Source organism: Nonomuraea sp. NPDC001636, assembly GCF_040298265.1.
Lineage (GTDB): Bacteria > Actinomycetota > Actinomycetes > Streptosporangiales > Streptosporangiaceae > Nonomuraea.
The window spans coordinates 232,681-253,180 of record NZ_JBEOZT010000008.1; the positions used below are offsets into that span (position 1 = coordinate 232,681).

General features: G+C 71.2%; 19 protein-coding genes. 7 read left to right on the plus strand and 12 right to left on the minus strand.

Going from position 1 to position 20,500, the window contains the following annotated elements; genetic code table 11:
- Positions 1 to 8: 8 nt before the first annotated feature.
- The 3 genes from ABT158_RS18290 to ABT158_RS18300 are packed head-to-tail and all read right to left on the minus strand — an operon-like array spanning position 9 to position 1,778.
- Positions 9 to 521 (minus strand): hypothetical protein, encoded by a 513-nt coding sequence (locus tag ABT158_RS18290; protein ID WP_352354642.1) that lies wholly within the window; start codon positions 519 to 521, stop codon positions 9 to 11.
- Positions 518 to 1,027, minus strand: a complete 510-nt coding sequence (locus ABT158_RS18295) for a hypothetical protein (protein WP_352354644.1) — start codon at positions 1,025 to 1,027, stop codon at positions 518 to 520. The genes ABT158_RS18290 and ABT158_RS18295 overlap by 4 nt, the downstream gene beginning before the upstream one ends.
- A 1-nt stretch (position 1,028) precedes the next feature.
- Complete coding sequence (locus tag ABT158_RS18300) at positions 1,029 to 1,778, minus strand: hypothetical protein (RefSeq protein WP_352354646.1); 750 nt, start codon at positions 1,776 to 1,778, stop codon at positions 1,029 to 1,031.
- A 340-nt stretch (positions 1,779 to 2,118) separates the two neighbouring features.
- Here ABT158_RS18300 and ABT158_RS18305 point away from each other — a divergent pair, with 340 nt between their 5' ends.
- The 3 genes from ABT158_RS18305 (at position 2,119) to ABT158_RS18315 (ending at position 5,174) form a co-directional block, all read left to right on the plus strand.
- The gene (locus ABT158_RS18305; protein ID WP_352354648.1) at positions 2,119 to 2,646 is read left to right on the plus strand and encodes a hypothetical protein; all 528 of its coding nucleotides are present in this window, start codon (positions 2,119 to 2,121) and stop codon (positions 2,644 to 2,646) included.
- A gap of 192 nt (positions 2,647 to 2,838) precedes the next feature.
- Positions 2,839 to 3,495, plus strand: coding sequence for a CBS domain-containing protein (locus ABT158_RS18310; RefSeq protein WP_352354650.1), 657 nt, complete (start codon positions 2,839 to 2,841; stop codon positions 3,493 to 3,495).
- Positions 3,496 to 3,617: 122 nt separating this feature from the next.
- Positions 3,618 to 5,174 (plus strand): OmpA family protein, encoded by a 1,557-nt coding sequence (locus ABT158_RS18315; protein WP_352354652.1) that lies wholly within the window; start codon positions 3,618 to 3,620, stop codon positions 5,172 to 5,174.
- Between the two features lie 13 nt (positions 5,175 to 5,187).
- Here the strand turns inward: ABT158_RS18315 and ABT158_RS18320 are convergent, their stop codons facing one another.
- The gene (locus tag ABT158_RS18320; RefSeq protein ID WP_352354808.1) at positions 5,188 to 6,057 is read right to left on the minus strand and encodes a LysR family transcriptional regulator; all 870 of its coding nucleotides are present in this window, start codon (positions 6,055 to 6,057) and stop codon (positions 5,188 to 5,190) included.
- Between the two features lie 151 nt (positions 6,058 to 6,208).
- Here ABT158_RS18320 and ABT158_RS18325 point away from each other — a divergent pair, with 151 nt between their 5' ends.
- Positions 6,209 to 7,354, plus strand: coding sequence for an alpha/beta hydrolase (locus tag ABT158_RS18325; RefSeq protein ID WP_352354654.1), 1,146 nt, complete (start codon positions 6,209 to 6,211; stop codon positions 7,352 to 7,354).
- Between the two features lie 34 nt (positions 7,355 to 7,388).
- On the opposite strand, the gene ABT158_RS18330 is transcribed toward ABT158_RS18325, so the two are convergent.
- A complete protein-coding gene (locus ABT158_RS18330) occupies positions 7,389 to 8,123 on the minus strand; it encodes an SDR family NAD(P)-dependent oxidoreductase (protein WP_352354656.1) in 735 nt (244 codons plus the stop codon).
- 80 nt (positions 8,124 to 8,203) lie between these two features.
- Here ABT158_RS18330 and ABT158_RS18335 point away from each other — a divergent pair, with 80 nt between their 5' ends.
- A complete protein-coding gene (locus ABT158_RS18335) occupies positions 8,204 to 8,752 on the plus strand; it encodes a TetR/AcrR family transcriptional regulator (RefSeq protein WP_352354658.1) in 549 nt (182 codons plus the stop codon).
- Positions 8,753 to 8,785: 33 nt separating this feature from the next.
- Here ABT158_RS18335 and ABT158_RS18340 read toward each other — a convergent pair whose 3' ends face one another.
- Positions 8,786 to 10,087: a cation:proton antiporter gene (locus ABT158_RS18340; RefSeq protein WP_352354660.1), complete on the minus strand. Its 1,302-nt coding sequence runs from the start codon at positions 10,085 to 10,087 to the stop codon at positions 8,786 to 8,788.
- Between the two features lie 39 nt (positions 10,088 to 10,126).
- On the minus strand, positions 10,127 to 10,711 hold the full coding sequence (locus tag ABT158_RS18345; RefSeq protein WP_352354662.1) for a glycosyltransferase: 585 nt from the start codon (positions 10,709 to 10,711) through the stop codon (positions 10,127 to 10,129).
- Positions 10,712 to 10,823: 112 nt separating this feature from the next.
- On the opposite strand from ABT158_RS18345, the gene ABT158_RS18350 reads away from it, so the two are divergent.
- The gene (locus ABT158_RS18350) at positions 10,824 to 11,033 is read left to right on the plus strand and encodes a hypothetical protein (RefSeq protein ID WP_502911553.1); all 210 of its coding nucleotides are present in this window, start codon (positions 10,824 to 10,826) and stop codon (positions 11,031 to 11,033) included.
- A 7-nt stretch (positions 11,034 to 11,040) separates the two neighbouring features.
- Here the strand turns inward: ABT158_RS18350 and ABT158_RS18355 are convergent, their stop codons facing one another.
- Positions 11,041 to 11,373 carry an STAS domain-containing protein gene (locus tag ABT158_RS18355; protein WP_352354666.1) on the minus strand — a complete coding sequence of 111 codons (333 nt, stop codon included), beginning with the start codon at positions 11,371 to 11,373 and terminating at the stop codon, positions 11,041 to 11,043.
- Positions 11,374 to 11,656: 283 nt separating this feature from the next.
- Here ABT158_RS18355 and ABT158_RS18360 point away from each other — a divergent pair, with 283 nt between their 5' ends.
- Positions 11,657 to 12,184, plus strand: a complete 528-nt coding sequence (locus tag ABT158_RS18360; RefSeq protein ID WP_352354668.1) for a hypothetical protein — start codon at positions 11,657 to 11,659, stop codon at positions 12,182 to 12,184.
- An 88-nt stretch (positions 12,185 to 12,272) separates the two neighbouring features.
- Here ABT158_RS18360 and ABT158_RS18365 read toward each other — a convergent pair whose 3' ends face one another.
- The 4 genes from ABT158_RS18365 to ABT158_RS18380 form a co-directional block, all read right to left on the minus strand.
- The gene (locus ABT158_RS18365; protein ID WP_352354670.1) at positions 12,273 to 13,685 is read right to left on the minus strand and encodes a non-reducing end alpha-L-arabinofuranosidase family hydrolase; all 1,413 of its coding nucleotides are present in this window, start codon (positions 13,683 to 13,685) and stop codon (positions 12,273 to 12,275) included.
- A gap of 52 nt (positions 13,686 to 13,737) precedes the next feature.
- On the minus strand, positions 13,738 to 15,756 hold the full coding sequence (locus ABT158_RS18370) for a family 43 glycosylhydrolase (protein ID WP_352354672.1): 2,019 nt from the start codon (positions 15,754 to 15,756) through the stop codon (positions 13,738 to 13,740).
- On the minus strand, positions 15,753 to 18,476 hold the full coding sequence (locus ABT158_RS18375) for a beta-L-arabinofuranosidase domain-containing protein (RefSeq protein WP_352354674.1): 2,724 nt from the start codon (positions 18,474 to 18,476) through the stop codon (positions 15,753 to 15,755). Before ABT158_RS18375 ends, ABT158_RS18370 begins: the two co-directional genes overlap by 4 nt.
- A 487-nt stretch (positions 18,477 to 18,963) precedes the next feature.
- Positions 18,964 to 20,424, minus strand: a complete 1,461-nt coding sequence (locus tag ABT158_RS18380; protein WP_352354676.1) for an endo-1,4-beta-xylanase — start codon at positions 20,422 to 20,424, stop codon at positions 18,964 to 18,966.
- Positions 20,425 to 20,500: the final 76 nt, after the last annotated feature.

Here is a 20,500-nt window from a genome sequence, read left to right on the forward strand (position 1 = left end):
GACCCGGGTCAGATCGCCGTACGGCAGATGGAGAAGCGGGAGACGTTGCCGCCGCCGCAGTCGTGGTACTCGTACCAGCCGTCGGAGCACATGCGGCGGGTGCTGGTGGTGCCGCCGCCGTACCACTTCCAGGCGTTGTTGCCGTCACAGCTGTTGGGGTTGTGGGTGTAGCGGAGGTTGTAGCAGGTGCCGGACGCGCCGTCGTTGCGGTGCCAGGAGCCGGAGCAGTTGCCCGAGTACAGCGCGGAGGACGGCACGCAGACGGAACCGGCGTCGGCGAAGCCGTGGCAGGTCTCCCACGCGGTGTAGGCGGCGGCCGTCGCGCCGCGCGGCTTCGACCAGGGCAGAAGGTCGAGGACGCCGAGCCCGGTCGCCACGGCGGCGCCGGTGGCGATGCCGAGCACGCGCCGCCTGCTCCAGCCCTCACGCGTGGCGCCGACCTGCGTCGGCAACGCCTGCGCGGGCATCTCCTCGGCGCTGGGGATCTGGTCGAGTATCGAGGTCCGCTTCTCGGCCTTCACAGCTTCACTCCCTTTCTGTTCGCGACCGCCCGGTCGACGATCTCCGTGAGCGCCTCTCCCGACCCCACCGGAGCCGTGAACACCACGACGCCGTTCTCGTCCACGACGAGCAGGGCCGGGCTGTAGGGCACGCTCGCCGCGCGCCAGATCGCCGGGTCCTTGATCACCCGGATGGAGCCGGGCAGGGACTTGTCGAACCCGGGGTCGTCCGACAACACGGTGAACGACAGGTCCGAGGGCAGGCCGGCCGCCATCCCGGCGGCGGCGCCCAGGACGTCGTCGCAGATCGGGCAGCGACGGTTGACCTTGATGACCATGGTCGTGGCGCCGGGCACGGCCAGCCCGTTCGCCTGGGCCTCGGGCCCGGCCGCGGCGAAGCGCACGCCGACCCCGTTGTAGGTGGCCAGTTCCAGTTCGCGTACCCGCCGGTAGAGACCGGCGCCCGCCGCGAACAGCAGAGCGACCAGGACGGCCAGGATGATGACCACCGCGGTCAGCGGTTCCACGTCAGGCCCGCCACTCGACGCGCTTGACCTTGTTCAGGAAGTCGGCGGCGGTCTCCGGGGTGCCCGCGCCCGATCGGGCCGCCACGCCCGCCTTGTTGTAGCTCGGGGCGTTCCAGGGATGCAGGGTGACGATGGCGGTGTCGGTGACCAGCAGGAAGGGGGCCACCGAGTCGGACGGCGGCGCGGGCAGCCGCCACAGCTCGCCCGAGGGCGCCCCGAAGCCCCGCCACTTGGGGATGCGGTTGATCCCCGCCTGCTTCGGCTCGACCGTCATGGTGCCGACACCCGCGATCGAGATCGCGTAGAGCTCCATGGAGACGTCGAACCGCTTGCCGCCGTCGGCCATCATGCCTTCGGGGGTGTCCTGCCACGTCACGCGGCTGAACATGTCGACGATGTCGGCCGACTCCCACTCGGGGGAGTAGAAGAGCCCGTGCGCCATGTGCCAGGGGCCGAGCCAGGCGGCCCACCTGGCGTCGGACGGGTCCTCGCAGTCGTAGACGACGACCTCGCCGCCCGCCAGGGAGAAGCGCTCTCGTTCGCGTCCGCGGACCGAGTTGACGCCTGCCGTCAGCGAGGACAGGGGAGCGAGTTCGAGCCCCCAGGTCTCCGCGGTGGTCTTCCGCGACCCGTATTTCGGGGTGTAACGGACGTGGCCGGTCCAGGAGGCCAGCGAGGCGGCCTCGGTGTCCTCGACCTCAAGTTGGAGGAGAGAGTTCTTGGCGGTACGAAGAGAGGATAAATGCGCCATTAAGCCCCAGCCTTTCGTGGCAGATCGCGGGCGCTAGATCATTTGGCTCGAAGCCTTACACGCGCCATCACCCAGGTCAAGACACAAGATCCGCACGTTTTTCCGCTGAAAAATCGGGAGAAAGGTGCCATTACGGCCCGGTCACTTCGGCGTCGGTAAATGGCCATATTTTCGTCATTTACCGGGTCACCGAAGACGGGGTCTCGGCCACCGCGGCGGCACGGCGGCGAGGACCAAGGTCCTTCGACCGACGGTCGTAGGGCACTGCCCGCGGCGCGCGGAAAACGGTGCGATGGAGGCGCGGAAGAGAACGACGAACCATCGCTGAAAGGGGATCGTCATGGCCGCCACGATCGACAGGCCCGTCACCTACCCGAACATCACCGCCGCCGGACGCCGTCCGGTCGACTACGTCTGGGCCGTCGCCCGGATCGCGCTCGGCTGGATCTTCCTGTGGGCGTTCCTGGACAAGACGTTCGGGTGGGGGTTCGCGACCCCGGCGGGCAAGGCGTGGATCGCGGGCGGCAGCCCGACGACGGGCTTCCTCAAGGGCACCGGCGAGAACGCGCTGGGCGGCCTGTTCTCGGCCCTGGCCGGTCAGGCGTGGGTGGACTGGCTGTTCATGGCCGGTCTGGCCGGCATCGGCCTGGCGCTGGTGCTGGGCGTGGGCACCCGGATCGCGGCGGTCGCCGGCACGCTCATGCTGACCCTGATGTGGGCCGCCGAACTGCCGCTGGCCACCAACCCGTTCCTGGACGAGCACATCGTCTACGCGATCGTCCTGATCGGCCTGGCGATGACCGGCGCGGGCGGCACGCTCGGGCTGGGCAACCTGCCGATCGTCCGCCGCACCGCCTGGCTCAGGTAGCGCCCGCGGGCAGACGCCCATCCCGCACCCCGGGGTGGGCGTTCCGCCGTCACCGTGGGCCCTGCCGGGCACGCGCAGGGACGAAAGCCCCGTCACGTGAGTGCCTTCGGCCCCGCCGTCCGGGACGTTCGCTCCTGCGTGGACCGGTCCGGCAAGGAGCAGGATGGAGAGAGAGTGGCAAGGAGGTACACCATGTCGATCGAGGTCAAGGACGTCATGGGCCGGGTGGCCATCGCCGTGCTGGCGGACGCGTCGTTCGCCGACGTCCTCAACGCGATGAAGCGGTACGCGGTGGGCGCGGTCACCGTGATAGACGCCGACCGGCGCCCGGTGGGCGTGGTCTCCGAGGACGACCTGCTGCTCAAGGAGATCGACCCGGTACGGCACAGCGTGTCGATGTACGAACCCCACCGCCGGCGGGACGAGCACCACCGGGCGACGGCCGTCACCGCGGGCCGGCTCATGTCCACCCCGGCGATCAGCGTCACGCCGGGCACGTCCGTGCGCGAGGCGGCCCGGATCATGCACGACCGGCGCATCAAGCAGCTCCCGGTGATCGACCCGGCGACCGGGCGCATCGTCGGCACCCTGCACCAGCGCGACGTGCTGCGCGTCTTCGCCCGTCCGCGGGCGGAGCTGGAGGCCGAGGTCCGAGCCGTGCTCCCGGCGTCCGGGGCGATCACCGTGGAGATCGAGCAGGGCGTGGTGCAGCTCGGCGGGCGGGTGGAACGCCGGTCGCAGGCGATCGCGGCGGTGGAGGCCGTGCGCGCCGTCGAGGGCGTCGTCGACGTCACCGGCGAGGTGACCGCCGACCACGACGACCTGGTCAGTGTTCCGCCGCCGCGGTAGAGCGGGGGAGCGCTGCGCCACCCATGAGCGGGCGCGCTCTGGGGTGTTCGGCGAGGAGCGCGCGTCCGTCCACGATGTCCTTGACTGATCGCCTTTGAGGTGGTCATGGCACAATGCCCGGCATGCGTATCCGGATCATGGCCCTGGCCGCCGTCGCCCTAACGGCCGCCGGATGTGGTCAGCCGCCCCTCGCGCCCTCGGCGAGCGAGACCACCGCACCGCCTCCCGCGCCTTCGACCAGCGCTCCTTCGCCCTCCGCGAGCGGGAGCGCGACGTCCGGCGGCGGCGACACCCGGCCCGCGCTGGCCACCGTCCAGGGCACCGTCGAGCCGAACTACAAGGCCGAACTCGTCGGGCTCAACCGCGTCGGCGGCAAGCACCTGATCGTGCAGTTGCGCCTGTCCGCCGGCGCCGGCAAGCCGCTGCACTGGCAGGCGCCGCTCGCCGACCCGATGCGGCCGCTCAAGTGGCGCGGGCCCGCCGGCATCGCGGTGCTCGACGCCCCGGCCCATCGATGGCTCATGCCGTACAAGCCTGCCGACGGCGAATGCCTGTGCAGCGACCCCGACCGCGACGACCTCGGAGCGATCATCGACCCCGGCGAGTCGCTGACGGTCTACGCCGTGCTGCCCGCGCCGTCCGGCAACCCGGCGACCACGACGATCGTCACACCGATCGGCCCGCCGATGGCCGACGTCCCGATCAGCGACGACCCGCCCGTGCCGCCGCCCGGCCAGCAACTGCCCGACGCCGACGCGTCCGGGGTCGAGACCGTCAGCCACCTCATCGAGACGCCGTCGCAGTCGCTCGACCGCACCGAGGAGACGACCGACGACGGCGCCGACCTCAAAGTCAGCCTCTCCTCCGACGTGCTGTTCGCGCTGAACAAGGCGACGCTCACGGCGCGCGCCCGCACGGTGCTGGCCAAGGCGGCCAAGCTCATCGACACCTCCGCGGACACGACGATCGAGGTCGACGGCCACGCCGACTCCTCCGGCACCGACGCCGTCAACGAACCGCTGTCCCGCCGCCGCGCGGAGGCGGTGCGCCGGGCCCTCATGCCTCTGATCACGCGCGACGACGTGACGTTCAGGGCCCGCGGTTTCGGCTCCCGCCGCCCGCTGTACAGCAACAGCTCCGACGAGGGACGGCGGCGCAACCGCCGGGTGACGATCACGTTCGCCAAGCCCGCACCGGCCGACGTGCCGGCCGCCGGCACCACGGCGTCCCCGCCGCCCGCGGGCGAGGGGACGACGGCGACGGTGCGCGCGAAGGGGGTGCCCTTCGACCTGGAGGTGACGTCCTTCCGCCGGATGCCCGGTGACCTGGGCCTGCTCCGCTACACGATCACCAACCGGGGTGACCGCGAGGCGTGGTACCACGACCTCAACTGGGCCGACGACTGGAACGCCTTCAAGCACCACGCGGCGACGAACATCCAGGTGACCGACCCCGCCGCGCGCCGCCTGTACCGCCCGGCCCGCGTGATCGTGGCCGAGGGGGAAGCGCCGGGCACGTACTGCGCGTGCACGAACACCTCCGGGGTGGCCTTGTCGGCGATGAGCTTCGAGCCGGGGGAGACGAAGGAGTTCTGGTCGCTGTACGCCCTGCCCGCCCAGGCCGACGCGCTGACCGTCAAGGTCGCCACCTGGCGTCCCCTGCAGGTGCCCCTGTCCTGAGGCCCGTGCTTCCTCATGAGGCGTCGGCCGCCGCTCGGGCGAAGGCGCGGATGAGCGGCGTCTCGGCCGCCGTACGCCAGGCGAACGTCCACCGGCACGGCGGAGCGTCGCGGATCGGGACGAAGGCGAGGCTGGGCCAGGGGTAGAAGGCCGCGGCCTCGGCGGTGACCCCGGCGGTGGCCTGGCCCGTGGCGACGGCGCTGAGGGTCTCCTGCCAGGTGGTGACCTTGTGCCCGCGGCGGACGGGACGGCCGGACGGGGTGTGGTACGGGTTGAAGATCTCCTCCATGCAGGAGGGGATCGACTGGCCCTCGACCACGGTGCAGTCGCCGAGGTCCTCCAGGCAGATGGAGTCCCGTCCCGCGTAGGGGTGGTCGGCGGAGACCATCAACACCACGTCGGAGGCGTACGAGGTCGGTTTGACGGTCAGATCGGGCTCGCGGATCGGCAGCCACAGGTGCGCCACGTCCACCTCGCCCGACTTCAGCAGGTCCAGAGGGGAGGCCGGCTGGATCTCGCGGTGCTGGAGCCGGGCGTTCGGGTGGCGGGCGAGGAACAGGTCGAGAACGTCCTTGATCTGCGTGGAGAGCGGGCCGATCGTGCCGAGGGTCAGCGTGCCAGCGGTGCCGTCGGCGGTGGCCTGAGCGGTCGCGATCCCCTGCACGATCTGCCGGTGGCCACTCTTGAGCGCCTGATACAGCTGCCCACCGAGCGGGGAGAGGCGGACCGCTCGGGTGGTGCGGTCGAACAGGGGCGCGCCGATGCGCCGCTCCTGCTTCTTGATCGATTGACTGACGCGGGCGGGGCTGATGCCCAGCCGCTCGGCCGTACGGCTGAAGTGCAGCTCCTCGGCCAGCGTCAGGAAGATCTCGATCTCCCGCATCTCCACGGGCGGGCCTCCGCATTCTTCATCCCAGGGTTAAAGGACGTTATCGGATCCGTCGTAGATGCGGGGCGGCCGGGTGGGAGAGGCTTGGCGCGTTCGAAGGACGTGCGGCTTTGGAGGTTCGGTGCCCGTCGGATATCTGATCCCTGTGGCACTCGTGGCCGTCGGGACGCTGTTCGCGCTGCGGCCGCTGCCAGGGTGGAGCGCGCTCGGCCGGGTGAGCTACTTCTTCGGGCTGGCCGCCAACGAGCTGCCGTTCGCGGCCTTCTTCTGGCTGCTGCTGGCCCCGACGGCGCTGGCGTTCGCCGAGGGCGACATCCACACGGCGGGCGGCTGGGCCGTCGTCGCCCTGGCCGCCGTGACCACGATCGGGCTCACCGTCATCGCCTGCCGCGGCCTGGGGGAACGGGCCAGGATCCGGCGCGCGATGGACGCCGGCCTGGGCGCGGGCTGGCGCGCCGCCATCGACGCCGACCTCGCCGCCGGACTGCGCCGTCGCCCGCCGTGGGGTCGCATCCTGCTCCTGCCCATCCTCAAGCGCCGCGCGGACGTCCGCCGGGTGGCCGATCTCTCCTACGGCGAAGCGGGCCGGCGCAACCTGCTCGACGTCTACCACCACCGCTCGCGGCCGTCCGGCGCGCCCGTGCTGATCCACCTGCACGGAGGCGGTTACACCGGTGGCCACAAGAACAGCCAGTCGCTGCCGTTGCTCTACCGGCTCGCCTCCCAGGGCTGGGTGTGCGTCAGCGCCAACTACCGGCTGCGGCCCCAGTTCCAGCACCCGGACCACCTGATCGACCTCAAGAAGATCATCGCCTGGGTGCGCGAGCACGGCCACGAGTACGGCGCCGACCCCTCGACAGTGTTCGTCGCGGGCAGCTCGGCGGGCGGCCACATGGCGGCGCTGGCCGCGCTCACCCCCAACGACCCCGCCTACCAGCCGGGCTTCGAGCAGGCCGACACCTCCGTGACCGGCGCCATCTACCTGAACGGCTGGTACGGCGCCTACTTCGGGCAGGGGCCCGAGTCCGCGCCGGCCGCCCACGTCACCGCGGACGCGCCGCCGTTCTTCGTGGCCCACGGCGACCTGGACCCGCTGGTGCCGGTGGCCGAGGCCAGGCACTTCGCCGACCAGCTGCGCCGGACGTCGGCCTCCCCCGTCGTCTACGCCGAGTTGCGTGGCGGCAACCACGCCTTCGACCTGTACCACTCGGTCCGCTTCGAGGCGCTCGTCGACGCCATCGAGGCCTTCACCGCCCGAGTGCGATCGCAGCAGCGGACCCCGCAGCCTTAGCCCTGCCGCGCTGCGACCGGGTGGCCGTCGCGGGTCAGGCCGTCGCGCCGGCGTCCACGGTGACGGACGTGCCGGTGATGGTACGGCCGGCGGGGCCGGCCAGATGGAGGACGGTGGCGGCGATGTCGTCCGGCGTGCTGTAGCGGCCGAGGGCGGTGTAGGAGCGTTCGGCGTCGGCGTCGGGGCCGTCGGCGGGGTTCATCTCGGTGTCGGTGGAGCCGGGGTGGACGAGGTTGGCCGTGATGTCACGGGGGCCGAGATCGCGGGCGAGGCCCTTGGTCAGGCCGATCAAGGCGGACTTGCTCATCGAGTACAGGGTCCAGCCGGGGTAGGGGACGCGTTCGGCCAGGCTGCTGCCGATGTTCACGATCCGCCCGCCGGCCCGCATGTGACGCGCGGCGGCCTGCGACGTGATGAAGGCGGCTCTGGCGTGGATGGCCAGGGTGCGGTCGAGCTCGTCCAGGGAGACGTCCTCCAGCGGGCCGAAGGGCGCGATTCCGGCGTTGTTCACCAGGATGTCGAGCCGGCCGAAGGCGGAGACGGTGCGGGCGACGGCCGCCTGGAGCGCCTCGGCGTCGGTCGCCTCGGCGGCCATGGCCAGGCTGCGTCGGCCGAGCGCCTCGATCTCCGCCACCACGCCCTCCGCGCGGTTCGCCGCCGTCGCGTAGGTGATCGCCACATCGGCGCCCGCCGCGGCCAGGCGGCGCGCGATGGCCGCGCCGATGCCCCTGCTGCCGCCGGTGACGAGTACGCCCTTGCCGTCGAGCATGTGTCCTCCACTATGCGGAACTGATTCCGGTTGAGCATATCCGGAACGTGTTCCGCTTTTCCAGTCGATAAGGTGAACCCGTGGCACAGGAACGGGCCGACGCCGCCAGGAACCGGTCGAAGATCCTCGCGGCGGCCGCGGAGATCGTCGCCACCGCGGGAATGAAGGGGCTGGCGATGGCCGACGTCGCGGCCGCCTCGGGGGTCGGCATCGGCACGCTGTACCGGCGGTTCGGCGACAGGTCGGGCCTGGCGTACGCGCTCATCGACGAGAAGGAACGCGAGTTCCAGCAGGCGTTCCTGACCGGCCCGCCGCCGCTGGGCCCCGGAGCGCCGGAGATCGAGCGGCTACGCGCCTTCCTGCACGCGCTGACCGATCGCACCTTCGCCCAGCTCGACCTGCTGCTGATGGCCGAGACCGCGGGGGAGTTCACGCGTTTCGGCGGGGCCTACGAGGCGTACCACCAGCACCTGGTCATGCTGATCGCGCAGATCAGGCCGGAGGCGGACGCGGGCTTCCTCGCCGACGCCCTGCTCGCGCCGCTCACGGCCAACCTGGTCGTCCACCGGGGCCGTACGGCCTCCGCGGTGAAGGCGGGCCTCGACGCGCTGCTCATGGGCCTGCGATAGCGGCGATCTCCTGCTCTTGCGGGCGAAGGCGTCTCAGGACGTCCGGTCGCGCCTGCGCAGCCGTCCGAACCAGGCCGGGACGTCGTGCTCGTCGTCGAAGCCGCGGGCCACCACGATGTCGGTGGAGGAGTGGAGCAGGATCGAGGCCACGATGGTGACGGCGACGATCTGGAACACCTGCTGCGCGGCGGCGATCCCGGAGGCGAGCACGAGCAGCCCGTACACCACGGACGCGAACCCCTTCGGGCCGAACCAGGCCACCGCCGCCTGCTCGCGCACCGTCAGCCCGGAGCGCAGGAACGACAGCCAGATCGCCGCCGGCCGCGCCACCGCCAGCGCCAGGATCGCGAACAGCCACCCCTGCCAGCCCACCGAGCCCAGCAGCGACGGCGTGATGAGCGCTCCGAACACGAGCAGCGCCGCCAGCTTGAAGATCTCCGCGATGAGCTCGCCGAAGTGCTCGAACGATTCGCGCTGCCGCTGCCCGAAGGTCGCCACCGTGATGCCGGCGGAGAAGGCGGCCAGGAACAGGTTGCCGTGCGTGGCCTTGCCCACGGCCAGCACCAGCAGGCCGATGGCCAGGGCGTTGAGCGGCTCGTAGGCGGTGGAGGCGGCGAACCAGCGGGTCTGCTCCAGCCTGATCGCCGCCCACGGGATCGCCACGCCGATGAGCACGCCCAGGCCGAGCTCCAGCCCCAGCTCGCCGAGGTGCAGGTCGGCCGAGCCGGCGGCGATCGCCAGGAACAGGATGACGAACGGCAGCGCGAGCCCGTCGTTGACGCCGGACTCGACGTTGAGCAGCTGCCGCAGCCGGGGCGGCACCTTCTCGTTGCCGACCAGGGCGGCGGCGAACACCGGATCCGTCGGGGCCAGGATCGCGCCGATCAGCAGCGACTCGACCCAGCCCAGCCCGAGCAGGTAGTGCGCGCCGGCGGCGGTGATGACCAGGGTGAGCGGCAGGCCCCAGCCGAGCGCCCGCCCCGGCAGGCGCCACGCGCTGCGCAGCTCGGCCCAGCCCACCCGCATGCCGTCGGTGAACAGCACCGTGAACAGCGCCAGCTCGGCCAGCGTCGCCACCAGGTCGTCGCCGGGCTTGAGCGAGACGACGCCGAGCACGCCGTCGCCGAGCACGAACCCGGCCACCAGGAACAGCGCCGCCGTGGACAGCACGGTGCGGTGGGCCAGGCTGGACAGCAGCACCGCCAGCAGCAGCAGGCCCGCGAACGCGGTCAGCAGGGCGCCCGTCACGTGGGCCGCGCAGATGTGATCATGGAAAGGGCTCCGGCCGTCGTCGTACACGTTGCCGACCAGACTTCCCGGCGCACCGGCGATCACCCTAACAGTTCCGCCGGAGGAGCTTCTCCGGCGACGTGATCAGCGCAGGGATTCCAGGACCGTGACGGCGCGGCCGAGGCCGTTCTCGGCCCGTACGCGCTGCCCGAGCTCGGCGGCCGTGGCCGCCATCCGGGCGTCGGTGGCGGCCAGGCCGATGGCGGCGGCCAGGCCGTCCGGGGTCAGGCGCCGCTGCGGCCGGGGCGGCACGGCCACCCCCGCGGCGTGCGCGCGGGACGCCCAGAACGGCTGGTCGGCGACGAACGGGCAGATCACCTGCGGACGCCCGGCCAGCAGGGCCGCGGCGGTGGTGCCGCTGCCGCCGTGATGGACGATCGCGGCCGTGCGCGGCAGCAGCCAGTCGTGCGGCGCCTGGTCGAGCAGGTGCACGCCGTCGGGCAGGTCGGCGGCCTGGATGCCGCCCCACCCGGTGGCCAGCACGGCCCGCACCCCCGCCCGCCGGACGGCCTCGGCGACGAGCCGGCCGAGCCGCCGCGGATCGGCGCCGGCCATGCTGCCGAACCCGACGTACACCGGGGGCGGGCCCTCGGCCAGGAAGGCGGCCAGCTCCGGCGAGGGCGTCCAGTCCGGCGGGGCGGGCAGGTACCAGAAGCCGGTGGTGTGCACCCATGCCGGATAGTCCAGACCGCCCGGCGCGTCGTGGGGCAGCAGGTGACGGCTGAAGGCGTGCAGGACGGTCGCCGGACGGCCGTCCGGGCGGCGCCGTGAGCACTACCGGCTGCGGGAGAACGCCTGGCCCACCCTGTTCTCCGCCCAGAACACCATGGTGCGCGTCCTGCTGCAGGCCGCCGCGACCGGCATCGCCACCACCGCCTCCGGCGACCCGGCCCACACCAGGCTGGCCGAGATGCGTGACTTCTACCAGTTCATGCTCGCCGAGCTGCCCGGCCTGCTGCACCGCTGGGAACAGACCCGCACCACACGCTGAGCGCCGGTCACGCGGCGGGGCGCACGTCCGCGAGGGAGACCGGGGAGAACGTCCGGTCGAGCCGGGTCACCTCCAGCAACCGCAGGACGGCCGGCGTCACCCCCCTCAGCCGGAGGCTGCCGTGGCGGGCGGTCGCCAGGTCGCGCGCGGCCACCAGCGCGGCCAGCCCGCGGGCGTCCATGAAGGTCACCCCGCTGAGGTCGAGGACGAGCCGCGTGCCCTGCTCGGCGAGGGCGGCGGCGATCCGGGCGCGGAACCCCGCCTGCGTGGCCAGGTCCAGGTCGCCGGAGACCTTCAGCACCGCCCGCCTGCCCGTGCCAGGCCGCGCCCGAAAATGCATGTCCGTCTCCTCACCTTCGCGGACGGCCGGTGGCCGGCGTTCGTCAGCGGAAGCACGATGCCCCCGACGCGAAGCTACGAGAACGACGGCCACCGGGATAGGGCCCAAAGTCCCACCTCCGGCAGCCGAAGGACCGGCCCCGGCCGGGCGGCCCCGGGACGGACGGCCCTGAGGACCAAGGTCCTTCCAGCGGGGGGCGTACGACACTGACCGGGAGCGGGCGCCCGCAGTGGAATGGGGGTGAGACAAGGACGCACACCCCCCACCGAAAGGGAGGCCCGCCATGGCCACCACCATCAACCGGCCCGTGCTGGACGTCGCCCCCGTGCAGGCGGCGCGTACCCCGGTCGACTACGTCTGGGCCGTCGCCCGGATCGCGATCGGCTGGATCTTCCTGTGGGCGTTCCTGGACAAGACGTTCGGGTGGGGGTTCGCGACCCCGGCGGGCAAGGCGTGGATCGCGGGCGGCAGCCCGACGACGGGCTTCCTCAAGGGCGCCGGCGAGAACGCGCTGGGCGGCCTGTTCTCGGCCCTGGCCGGTCAGGCGTGGGTGGACTGGCTGTTCATGGCCGGTCTGGCCGGCATCGGCCTGGCGCTGGTGCTGGGCGTGGGCACCCGGATCGCGGCGGTCGCCGGCACGCTCATGCTGACCCTGATGTGGGCCGCCGAACTGCCGCTGGCCACCAACCCGTTCCTGGACGAGCACATCGTCTACGCGATCGTCCTGATCGGCCTGGCGATGACCGGCGCGGGCGGCACGCTCGGGCTGGGCAACCTGCCGATCGTCCGCCGCAACGCCTGGCTCAGGTAGCTCGGAGCCGTCACGGGCCCACCCCTCGGCGGAGGGGTGGGCCCGTGACATTTCAAGTGGGAGCCGCGAGGGTCACCGGCTCACGGCGTCAGCGCTGCAGCGTCAGCACGCCCGGCCGGTAGGGCAGGAGGCCGTAGTCGCCGCCCGAGCTGGGGCTGCGGCCCTGGTAGAGGAGTTGCAGGTTGCACGGGTCGACGGTCATGGTCTGGTCGGCGCCGGTGCGGACCAGCTCGCCGTGGCTGATGTCGTTCGTCCAGGTGGCGCCGCTGTTGGCCTTGCCGGCGAACGGGTTGCCCTCGGTGGCGGCCTGGGGCGTCCAGGAACCGTTCAGGCTGGTGGCGGTGAACGAGCGGAAGTAGCGGCCCTGCGCGCCGATCGCCTCGACGATCATCAGGTACCGGTTCTGGCCCTGGAGCTTGTAGACCTGGACGGCTTCGAACAGGTTGTTCGTCGTGTCGCTCATGACCACGGTCGAGGCCGTGCCGAAGCTGCCGGGGAAGTTCCCGATGGGCATGCTCGCCCGGTAGATCTTGCCGTTGTCCCCGGCGAAGAACAGGTACATGTCGGTGTTGTCGCCGATGACCGTCTGGTCGATGGGGCCCGTCCCGGAGCCCGAGATGCTGCCGGAGAAGAGCGTCTGCGGCGCCGACCAGCTGTTGGGGTTGGCGGGGTCGGTGGAGGTCCGGTACGAGAAGGCGGGCCCGCCCCACTGGTAGGCGAGCACCCAGACGTTCTTGGGGGCGAAGAAGAACAGCGTGGGGGCGACGGCGGAGAAGGACATCGTGTTCTGCGTGGCCGAGGCCATGTCGGACCAGTTGGCGAGCGGGCTGAAGTTCATCGACCCCCACTTCGTCCCCGTGTCGTGGGTCGTGGCGTAGACCAGATGCCGCCCGTTGTAGGGGGCGACGGTGAAGTCCTTGAGCGAGACCCAGCCCGCCTTCGGCGTGGCCAGCGGGCCGGTCGAGGTCCAGCGGTAGGTCGAGGGGAGGTCACACATGCCGGGGTTGCCGCCGTCCGTCCGCACGAGTTGCCATTGCTGGTTGGCGCCGCCCCAGTCGTCGTACTGGACGATGTTGGCGCCGTCGGCGGTGGCGGCTCCTTGGACCTCCAGGGCCTTGTTGCTGTGGCGGGAGATGAGTCTGACGTAGCCGTCGGGGCTGTCGGAGAGTTTCCATTGCTGGTTGGTGCCGTTGAGGTCGGCCCATTGGACGATGGAGCCGCCGTTGGCGGTGGAGAAGTTGTAGACGTCCAGGACTTTGCCGGAGTGGCGGGACTTGATGCGGTAGTAGCCGCCGCCGGAGTCGACGAACTGCCATTGCTGCTGGTTCTGGTTGTTCCTGGTCCATTGGGTGATGCGGCCGCCGTCGGCGGTGGACAGGTTGTAGACGTCCAGGGCCTTGCCGCTGTTGCGGTTGACCAGGACGTACCAGGCGTTGGTGTCGACGGTGGCCGCGTCGGCGGGCTGGGCGGCGACCAGCAGGCTCGCCAGTAACGCGGCCACTGTCGCGAGGACGGTCAGGGGACTGAGTTTCACCATGTGCTCCGATGCCGTGTCAGGGGGTGGTCAGGTCGAAGCGGCGCACGGTGACCGCGCCGCCGAGGGACTTGGTGGCGTAGTTGAAGATCCCGAAGCGGTAACCCATGAAGAACTGCCAGGCGTTGTTCAGCGTGAAGGCCGGGCCGAGCCCCACGAAGGTGCTGCCGTCGGTGCTGTAGGAGAAACGGGCCTGACGGCCGGACCCGGGCCGGATGTCGGCGGTGACCCGCAACCAGATCCGGCCGCCCGGGACGTTCGCGCTCGCCGCCTCGGCGCCGGTGCCGGCGGTCTGCCACGAGCCGTTCATGGTCAGGCCGTTGGTCATCACGACCCGGCTGACGCCGTTGTCGCGTTTGACGCCGATCCAGGCCGACTGGTCGCGCAGCATCGCCAGCCCGGCGCGGTCGCCGTCGGCCATCTGCGCGGGGTCGAGCTCGATCGTCGCCGTCGAGGACGGGCCCTGGATGCGGTGCGTCAGCGTGTTCCGGGCGGCGTAGAGGTCGCCGGTGACGGTCGCGGTCTGCAGGCGCAGGCCGTTGCCGGTGGAGAAGCGGCTGGTGTCGGGGTTGTGGTTCCACTCCCAGCGGGGGCCGAGCGTGGCCGAGGTGAAGGTGTCCGGGCCGATCATGGACGTCACGGTCCGGCTGGTCTGGATGTTCGGCCTCGGGTAGTTGACGCCCCAGCCGCCGTTGACGGTCTGCACGACCGGCCAGTCGCCGGTCCAGGTGATCGGCGCCAGGGCCGGGACGCGTCCGCCGGGGTAGGCGTCGACGAACGCCATGTAGTACCAGTCGCCGTTCTGCGTCTGGACGAGCCCGCCCTGGTGCGGGACGCCGCCGCCGGCGACGGGGCCGGGCAGGTCGAGCAGGACCTGGCGCATCTCGTACGGGCCCCATGGCGAGGTGGAGCGCAGCACGTACTGGCCGTTGGCGGGGCGGGTCAGCCAGATGTAGTAGTAGCCGTTCCGCTTGTAGAAGCGGGACCCTTCCAGGGTGCCGACGTTGCTGGGCGTCTGGAACACCTGCTGCGCGCGCACCTGGCTGAGCCCGTCGGCCGAGAGCTGGGCCACGCTGATGGTGCTGTTGCCGTAGGCGACGTACATGGTGTCGTCGGAGTCGACCAGCAGGCCGGCGTCGTAGTAGCAGTTGTTGATCTGTGAGCGTTTGGTCCACGTGCCGTCCACGGCGGAGGCGGTGTAGACGTAGGTCCGGTTGAACTCGACGCAGCCGAGCCAGTAGAAGGTGCCGTTGCCGGGCCGGTAGTTGAAGGCCGAGGCCCAGATGCCCTTCACGTACGCCCGGCCGCCGTTGAGGTCGTAGGCGCCGGAGCCGAAGTCGAGCCTCGGCACGGAATGCCCGGCGTACTCCCAGTCGACCAGGTTGTAGGAGCGCAGGATCGGCGCGCCCGGCGAGTAGTGCATGGTCGAGGCCGAGTAGTAGTAGGCGTCTCCCACCCGGACGATGTCGCCGTCGGCGAAGTCCTGCCACACGACCGGGTTGGCGTAATTGCCGCCGCCGGTGCCGTTGACCGGGACGAGCTGCCATTGCTGGTTGGCGCCGCCCCAGTCGTCGTACTGGACGATGTTGGCGCCGTCGGCGGTGGCGGCTCCTTGGACCTCCAGGGCCTTGTTGCTGTGGCGGGAGATGAGTCTGACGTAGCCGTCGGGGCTGTCGGAGAGTTTCCATTGCTGGTTGGTGCCGTTGAGGTCGGCCCATTGGACGATGGAGCCGCCGTTGGCGGTGGAGAAGTTGTAGACGTCCAGGACCTTGCCGGAGTGGCGGGACTTGATGCGGTAGTAGCCGCCGCCGGAGTCGACGAACTGCCATTGCTGCTGGTTCTGGTTGTTCCTGGTCCATTGGGTGATGCGGCCGCCGTCGGCGGTGGACAGGTTGTAGACGTCCAGGGCCTTGCCGCTGTTGCGGTTGACCAGGACGTACCAGATGTTGGTGTCGACCGTCGCGGCCGACGCCTCCTGGGCGGTGAGCAGCACGCCCACGAGGAGCAGGGCCGAGAGAGCCGCGAGGACACGTCTCACAGGAACCTCCAGAGGTTGTCGTCCGAGCCGTCGTCGTCGGCGAGCACGATTTGCGCGCCCTGGGACGCGCCGGCGACGCCGAGGACCCGGCCGCCGCCCGCGCACTGGACGCGGAAGGCGGCGCCCGACGCGTGGCGCAGCCGCCAGCGATGATCGGCGGTGCCGTTGTCGGCCCACTGCACGACCCGCGACCCGGCGGCGGTGCCCATGTTCTCCACGCCCAGCACCTTCTGGCTGTGGGAGTTGCGCAGCCGCAGGTAGCCGCCGGTGTCGGCGACGGCGGTCCACAGGTGGTCGGCGGTGCCGTTGTCGCCCCACTGGACGACGAGCGCGCCGTCGGCCGTGGACATGCCGGTGACCCCGAGCACCATCCCGGTGCCCACGTTCTGCAGGCGCCGCGCGCCGTTCGGCAGGAACCGCCACTGGTTGTCCGGACTGCCGTCGTCGGCGGCCTGCACCACCCGCGCGCCGTTGGCGGTCGAGCCGTTCTGGACGGCCAGCAGCTTCGAGCTGTTGACGTTGCGGATCTTGACCGAGCCGTCGCCGACGTCGGTGATCGTCCACCGGTGGTCGGCGGTGCCCGTGTCACCCCATTGGAGCACCGGCGCGTTGTCGGCGGCCGACATGTTCTCGACGCCGAGCACCTTCCCGCTGTTGCCGTTGCGGAAGCGCAGCGCGGCGCCGTCGACGATCGGGACCCAGTCGTGGTCGGCGGTGCCGTTGTCGGTCCACTGCAGGGCGGGGGCGCCGTCGGCGGTGGACATGTCCTGGATGCCGAGCACCAGCCCGCTAGCCGCGTTGACCAGCCGGAAACCGGCCCCCGCCGCCGAGCCGCCCTGGGTGTTCCAGTAGACGACGTAGTTGTGGCCGTGGGCGTCCTGGAACGGCTCCAGGCGCACCTGCGCGCCGCTCGCCGTCGCCGTGAAGGCGAGCGCGGTGGTGCTGGTCCGGGTGATCGAGGACGGGGTCAGGACCGGGGCCGACGACAGGCTCGTCTCCCCGTAGTCGCCCGACAGCACGACCGGCCCGTACGTCACGGCCTGCACGTTCGGGTTGTCGCCGGCGGCCTTCATGACCACCCGCATGGGCAGGCGCACGGTCACGGTGTCGCCGGACGACCACGACCGGGTGAGGGCGGCGTAGCTGCCCGGCGCGGCCGTGACGTCCTGCCGGACACCGTTGACGCTGATCGTCGCGCCCTGCGTCCAGGCCGGGATCCGGACGCGCATCGTCCACGACCCGCTCACGTTGCCGGTGACCTGGAGCGACGTGGTGTCGCTGACCGGATAGGAGGTGGTCTGGGTGACCGTGATGCCGCGCCGGCTCCAGTCGAGGACGGAGGGCACGAACAGGTTCACGAACAGGGTGGTGTCGTCGTGGAAGTAGATCGAGTCCATGAGCTTGGTGTTGGTCTCGATCCCGGTGCCCTGGCAGCACCAGAACGTGCCGTAGTCGGTGCTCCAGGTGCCGCCGCCCCAGGCCGGTCCGACGCCTCGCCGTCCGCCGGGGTTGAGCGGGGTGAAGTAGGTGACGTGACCGTGCGCGTCGGCCGGGTTCTGCTGGCCGAGCAGGTGGTTGAGCAGGGCGTTCTCGTAGTAGTCGAAGTAGTCGGCGCGGCCGGGGGACAGCAGCCACAACTCCCGGGTCAGCTTGAGCATGTTGTAGGTGTTGCACGCCTCGCCGGTGTCCCGGGTCAGGTAGGAGGCGATCGCGCCGGGAGCGCGGAAGTGCTCGGCCTGGCTGTTGGAGCCGTTCACGTACGTGTGCGCGCCGACCGTGATGGCCCAGGCGTTGACGGCGATGTCGCGGTAGCGGGTGGCGCCCGTCGCCTTGTACTCGCGGGCCGCGCCGATCCACTTGGGCACCTGGGTGTTGGCGTGCAGGCCGTTGAGCCGGTCCTGGTTCGCGGCCAGCGGGTCGAACACGGCCGCGTGGTCGAACCGCTGGGCGGCGGCCAGCCAGCGGGGGTCGCCGGTCGCCTGGTACAGGTCCGTCAGCACGGCGTTCATGCCGCCGAACTCGGTGCCGAGCATGGCCTGCGCCTGGGCGGCGGACAGTCGCGACGTCCGGGCGTCCACCCAGCCCGCCAGGGCGAGCAGCACGGTCCTGGCCTGGGTGTCGCCGATCAGCCGCCAGACGTCCAGCAGCCCGGCCAGGGTCTTGTGGACGCAGTAGTAGGGCACGTTGCCGTTGGTCAGCGTGCGGTTCTCCAGGGCCGTGAAGTCCGACTCCGGGAAACCGGACAGGTAACCGGCGGCGAACCCGGCGGCCGGGTTGTTCGCCTGGCACTTGGCCAGCTCCGCCACCATGGAGCGCGCCTTGTCGCGGCAGGCGGTGTCACCGAGCACGGCGTACGCCTGCGCCCACGCCGTCAGGAAATGGCCCTGCGCGTGCGACCGGAAGGGGAAGCCGGGCGCGTCCCAGCCGCCGTTGGGCGCGGCGCCGCCGGTGGACAGCCGGTGGTTGGCGCGGAAGACGTACAGCAGCCGGTCGACGTCGACGAAGCGCAGGTAGGCGAGGGTGCGGTTCTGGTTGTCCAGCAGGCGGCCGGCGGTCAGCCGGACCTGGCCGAGGTCGAACTCGTAGGCTGAGACGCCGAGGTCGGGCCTGCTCCAGGGGACTGCGGCCAGGGCGGGGGACGCGCCGGCCATCCGACCGACGACGGAGAGCGCGGCGGTCGCGCCCGTGGCCTGGAAGAGCTGACGGCGGCTCAAGGACATGCGGAGCTCCTTGGGATGGGGGGCGGTGAACGGCCGGGGCCGGTCACGGAGGGGGGCGGCAGGTCAGGGCCTTCGAGGGCCGGTGCCTGGGCTTTCGGCGGCGTTGTTAGCGCTAACAACTGGCCGATCAGGTCACCGTCGTGTCCCGCGTCATCGGGTGTGGCATTCAGGGCTCCTTGGCTGGATGGCGTACGGGGCTGTTAGCGCTAACATCGTCCTGCCGACGGGACTGCTTCGTAGTGAGGGAGTACAACCGACGGTCCGTTCCGGCGTCAATGAGGGGATCTCCGGCCGAGCCGGGCCTTGTCCTGCGCATGCCCTCCCGCCTGGAGTTCTGTCTCCACGGAGACGGCGGCGCGCTGCCCGTCACCATGAAAGTTTCATGAGGTGCGGGCCGCTCCCCGGCCTCGCGGGGCCGGGGGAGGGCGTGGTCAGCGGGCGAGGCCGCGCCGGGGCGCCAGGCCCCGGCGCGACGGACGGGCGACGCTCACGCGGCGCTCGCGTTGTAGGTCCACTTCTGGTTGCTGCCGCCCCAGCAGGTGTACAGCTGCAGCCCCGTGCCGTTGCCGGTGCCGCCGCCCACGGCGTCCAGGCACAGCCCGGACTGCACGCCCACGATCGTGCCGTCGGAGTTGACGCGCCACTTCTGGTTGTCGCCGCCCCAGCAGGAGTAGATCTGGATCCTGGCGCCGTTGCCCGTGCCCCCGGCGTCCAGGCACTTGTTGCCGTAGACCTTCAGTTCTCCTGCCGAGGTCTGGGTCCACTGCTGGTTGCTCTGACCGTTGCAGTCCCACAGTTGCACCGCGGTGCCGTCCGTGGTGCTGGCGCTGGGCACGTCCACGCAGCGGCCGGCGGCCGTGCTCCTGATCTGGCCCGCGCCACCGCCGCCGGGCGGCGGCGACGTGCTGCCGCCGTTCAGTGCGTTGAGCACCGCCGTGTAGGCGGCCTTCTTGTTGCCGTTGCCGTCGAAGAGCAGCGCGGCGGCGCCGGAACCGAGCCAGGAGTCGGTGTCGCGCACGCCCCAGGTGGTGATGCCGGCGCACCGAGGCACCGCCAGGCAGTCGTTGACGACACTGGCGTACGTGGTGGCCGAGCCGCCCTGGATGTCCAGCTCGGTGATCTGCACGTCCACGCCCAGCGCGGCGAAGCTCTGGATGGTCGTGCGGTAGTTGCTGTTGTACGGGCTGTTGCCGTTGAAGTGCGACTGCAGGCCGACGCAGTCGATCGGCACGCCCCGGGCCTTGAAGTCCTTGACCATGTTGTAGACGCCCTGCGTCTTGGCCCAGGTCCAGTTGTCGATGTTGTAGTCGTTGTAGCAGAGCTTGGCGGCCGGGTCGGCGGCGCGCGCGGTGCGGAAGGCCACCTCGATCCAGTCGTTGCCGGTGCGCTGGAGGTTGGAGTCGCGCCGGCCGCCGCCGCTGTCGGCGTAGGCCTCGTTGACCACGTCCCAGGCGTAGATCTTGCCCTTGTAGTGGGACATGACGCCGTTGATGTGATCGATCATCGCCTGGCGCAGCGAGCTGCCCGACAACGACTGCATCCAGCCGGGCTGCTGGGAGTGCCAGGCCAGGGTGTGGCCGCGTACCCGCTTGCCGTTCTGCACGGCCCAGTTGTAGACCCGGTCGCCGTTGGTGAAGGTGAACTGCCCCCGGTTGGGCTCGGTGGCGTCGATCTTCATCTCGTTCTCGGCCGTCACCATGGTGAACTCGCGGTTGGCGATCGTCGTGTAGGCGGAGTCGCCGAGTTTGCCCGCGGCGATGGCGGTGCCGAAGTAGCGGCCGCTCTGCGCGGCGGCCGCGCCGAGCGTGCTCGCCGCGGCATCGGCCGGGATCGCCGTCGCCAGTGCCGTGAGCAGGCCGAGCGCGCCGAGTGCGCCGGTGATCAGCGCCCGGCGGCGGGCGCCGGGGGGCCGTCCGGCGGTCGGTGGGGACATGGCGGTGACACGCATGCTGGAGCCTCCGTACGCGAATCATGGGGGGAAGGTCGTGCGGACGCACTTCGGAGGGGTGCGTCCAGTGCGCTCG

Coding starts and splice junctions, on each gene's coding strand:
- ABT158_RS18300 (WP_352354646.1), bottom strand. CDS start 1,778: ATGGCGCATTTATCCTCTCTTCGTACCGCCAAGAACTCTCTCCTCCAA.
- ABT158_RS18305 (WP_352354648.1), top strand. CDS start 2,119: ATGGCCGCCACGATCGACAGGCCCGTCACCTACCCGAACATCACCGCC.
- ABT158_RS18310 (WP_352354650.1), top strand. CDS start 2,839: ATGTCGATCGAGGTCAAGGACGTCATGGGCCGGGTGGCCATCGCCGTG.
- ABT158_RS18315 (WP_352354652.1), top strand. CDS start 3,618: ATGCGTATCCGGATCATGGCCCTGGCCGCCGTCGCCCTAACGGCCGCC.
- ABT158_RS18320 (WP_352354808.1), bottom strand. CDS start 6,057: ATGCGGGAGATCGAGATCTTCCTGACGCTGGCCGAGGAGCTGCACTTC.
- ABT158_RS18330 (WP_352354656.1), bottom strand. CDS start 8,123: ATGCTCGACGGCAAGGGCGTACTCGTCACCGGCGGCAGCAGGGGCATC.
- ABT158_RS18355 (WP_352354666.1), bottom strand. CDS start 11,373: ATGCATTTTCGGGCGCGGCCTGGCACGGGCAGGCGGGCGGTGCTGAAG.
- ABT158_RS18360 (WP_352354668.1), top strand. CDS start 11,657: ATGGCCACCACCATCAACCGGCCCGTGCTGGACGTCGCCCCCGTGCAG.
- ABT158_RS18375 (WP_352354674.1), bottom strand. CDS start 18,476: ATGTCCTTGAGCCGCCGTCAGCTCTTCCAGGCCACGGGCGCGACCGCC.
- ABT158_RS18380 (WP_352354676.1), bottom strand. CDS start 20,424: ATGCGTGTCACCGCCATGTCCCCACCGACCGCCGGACGGCCCCCCGGC.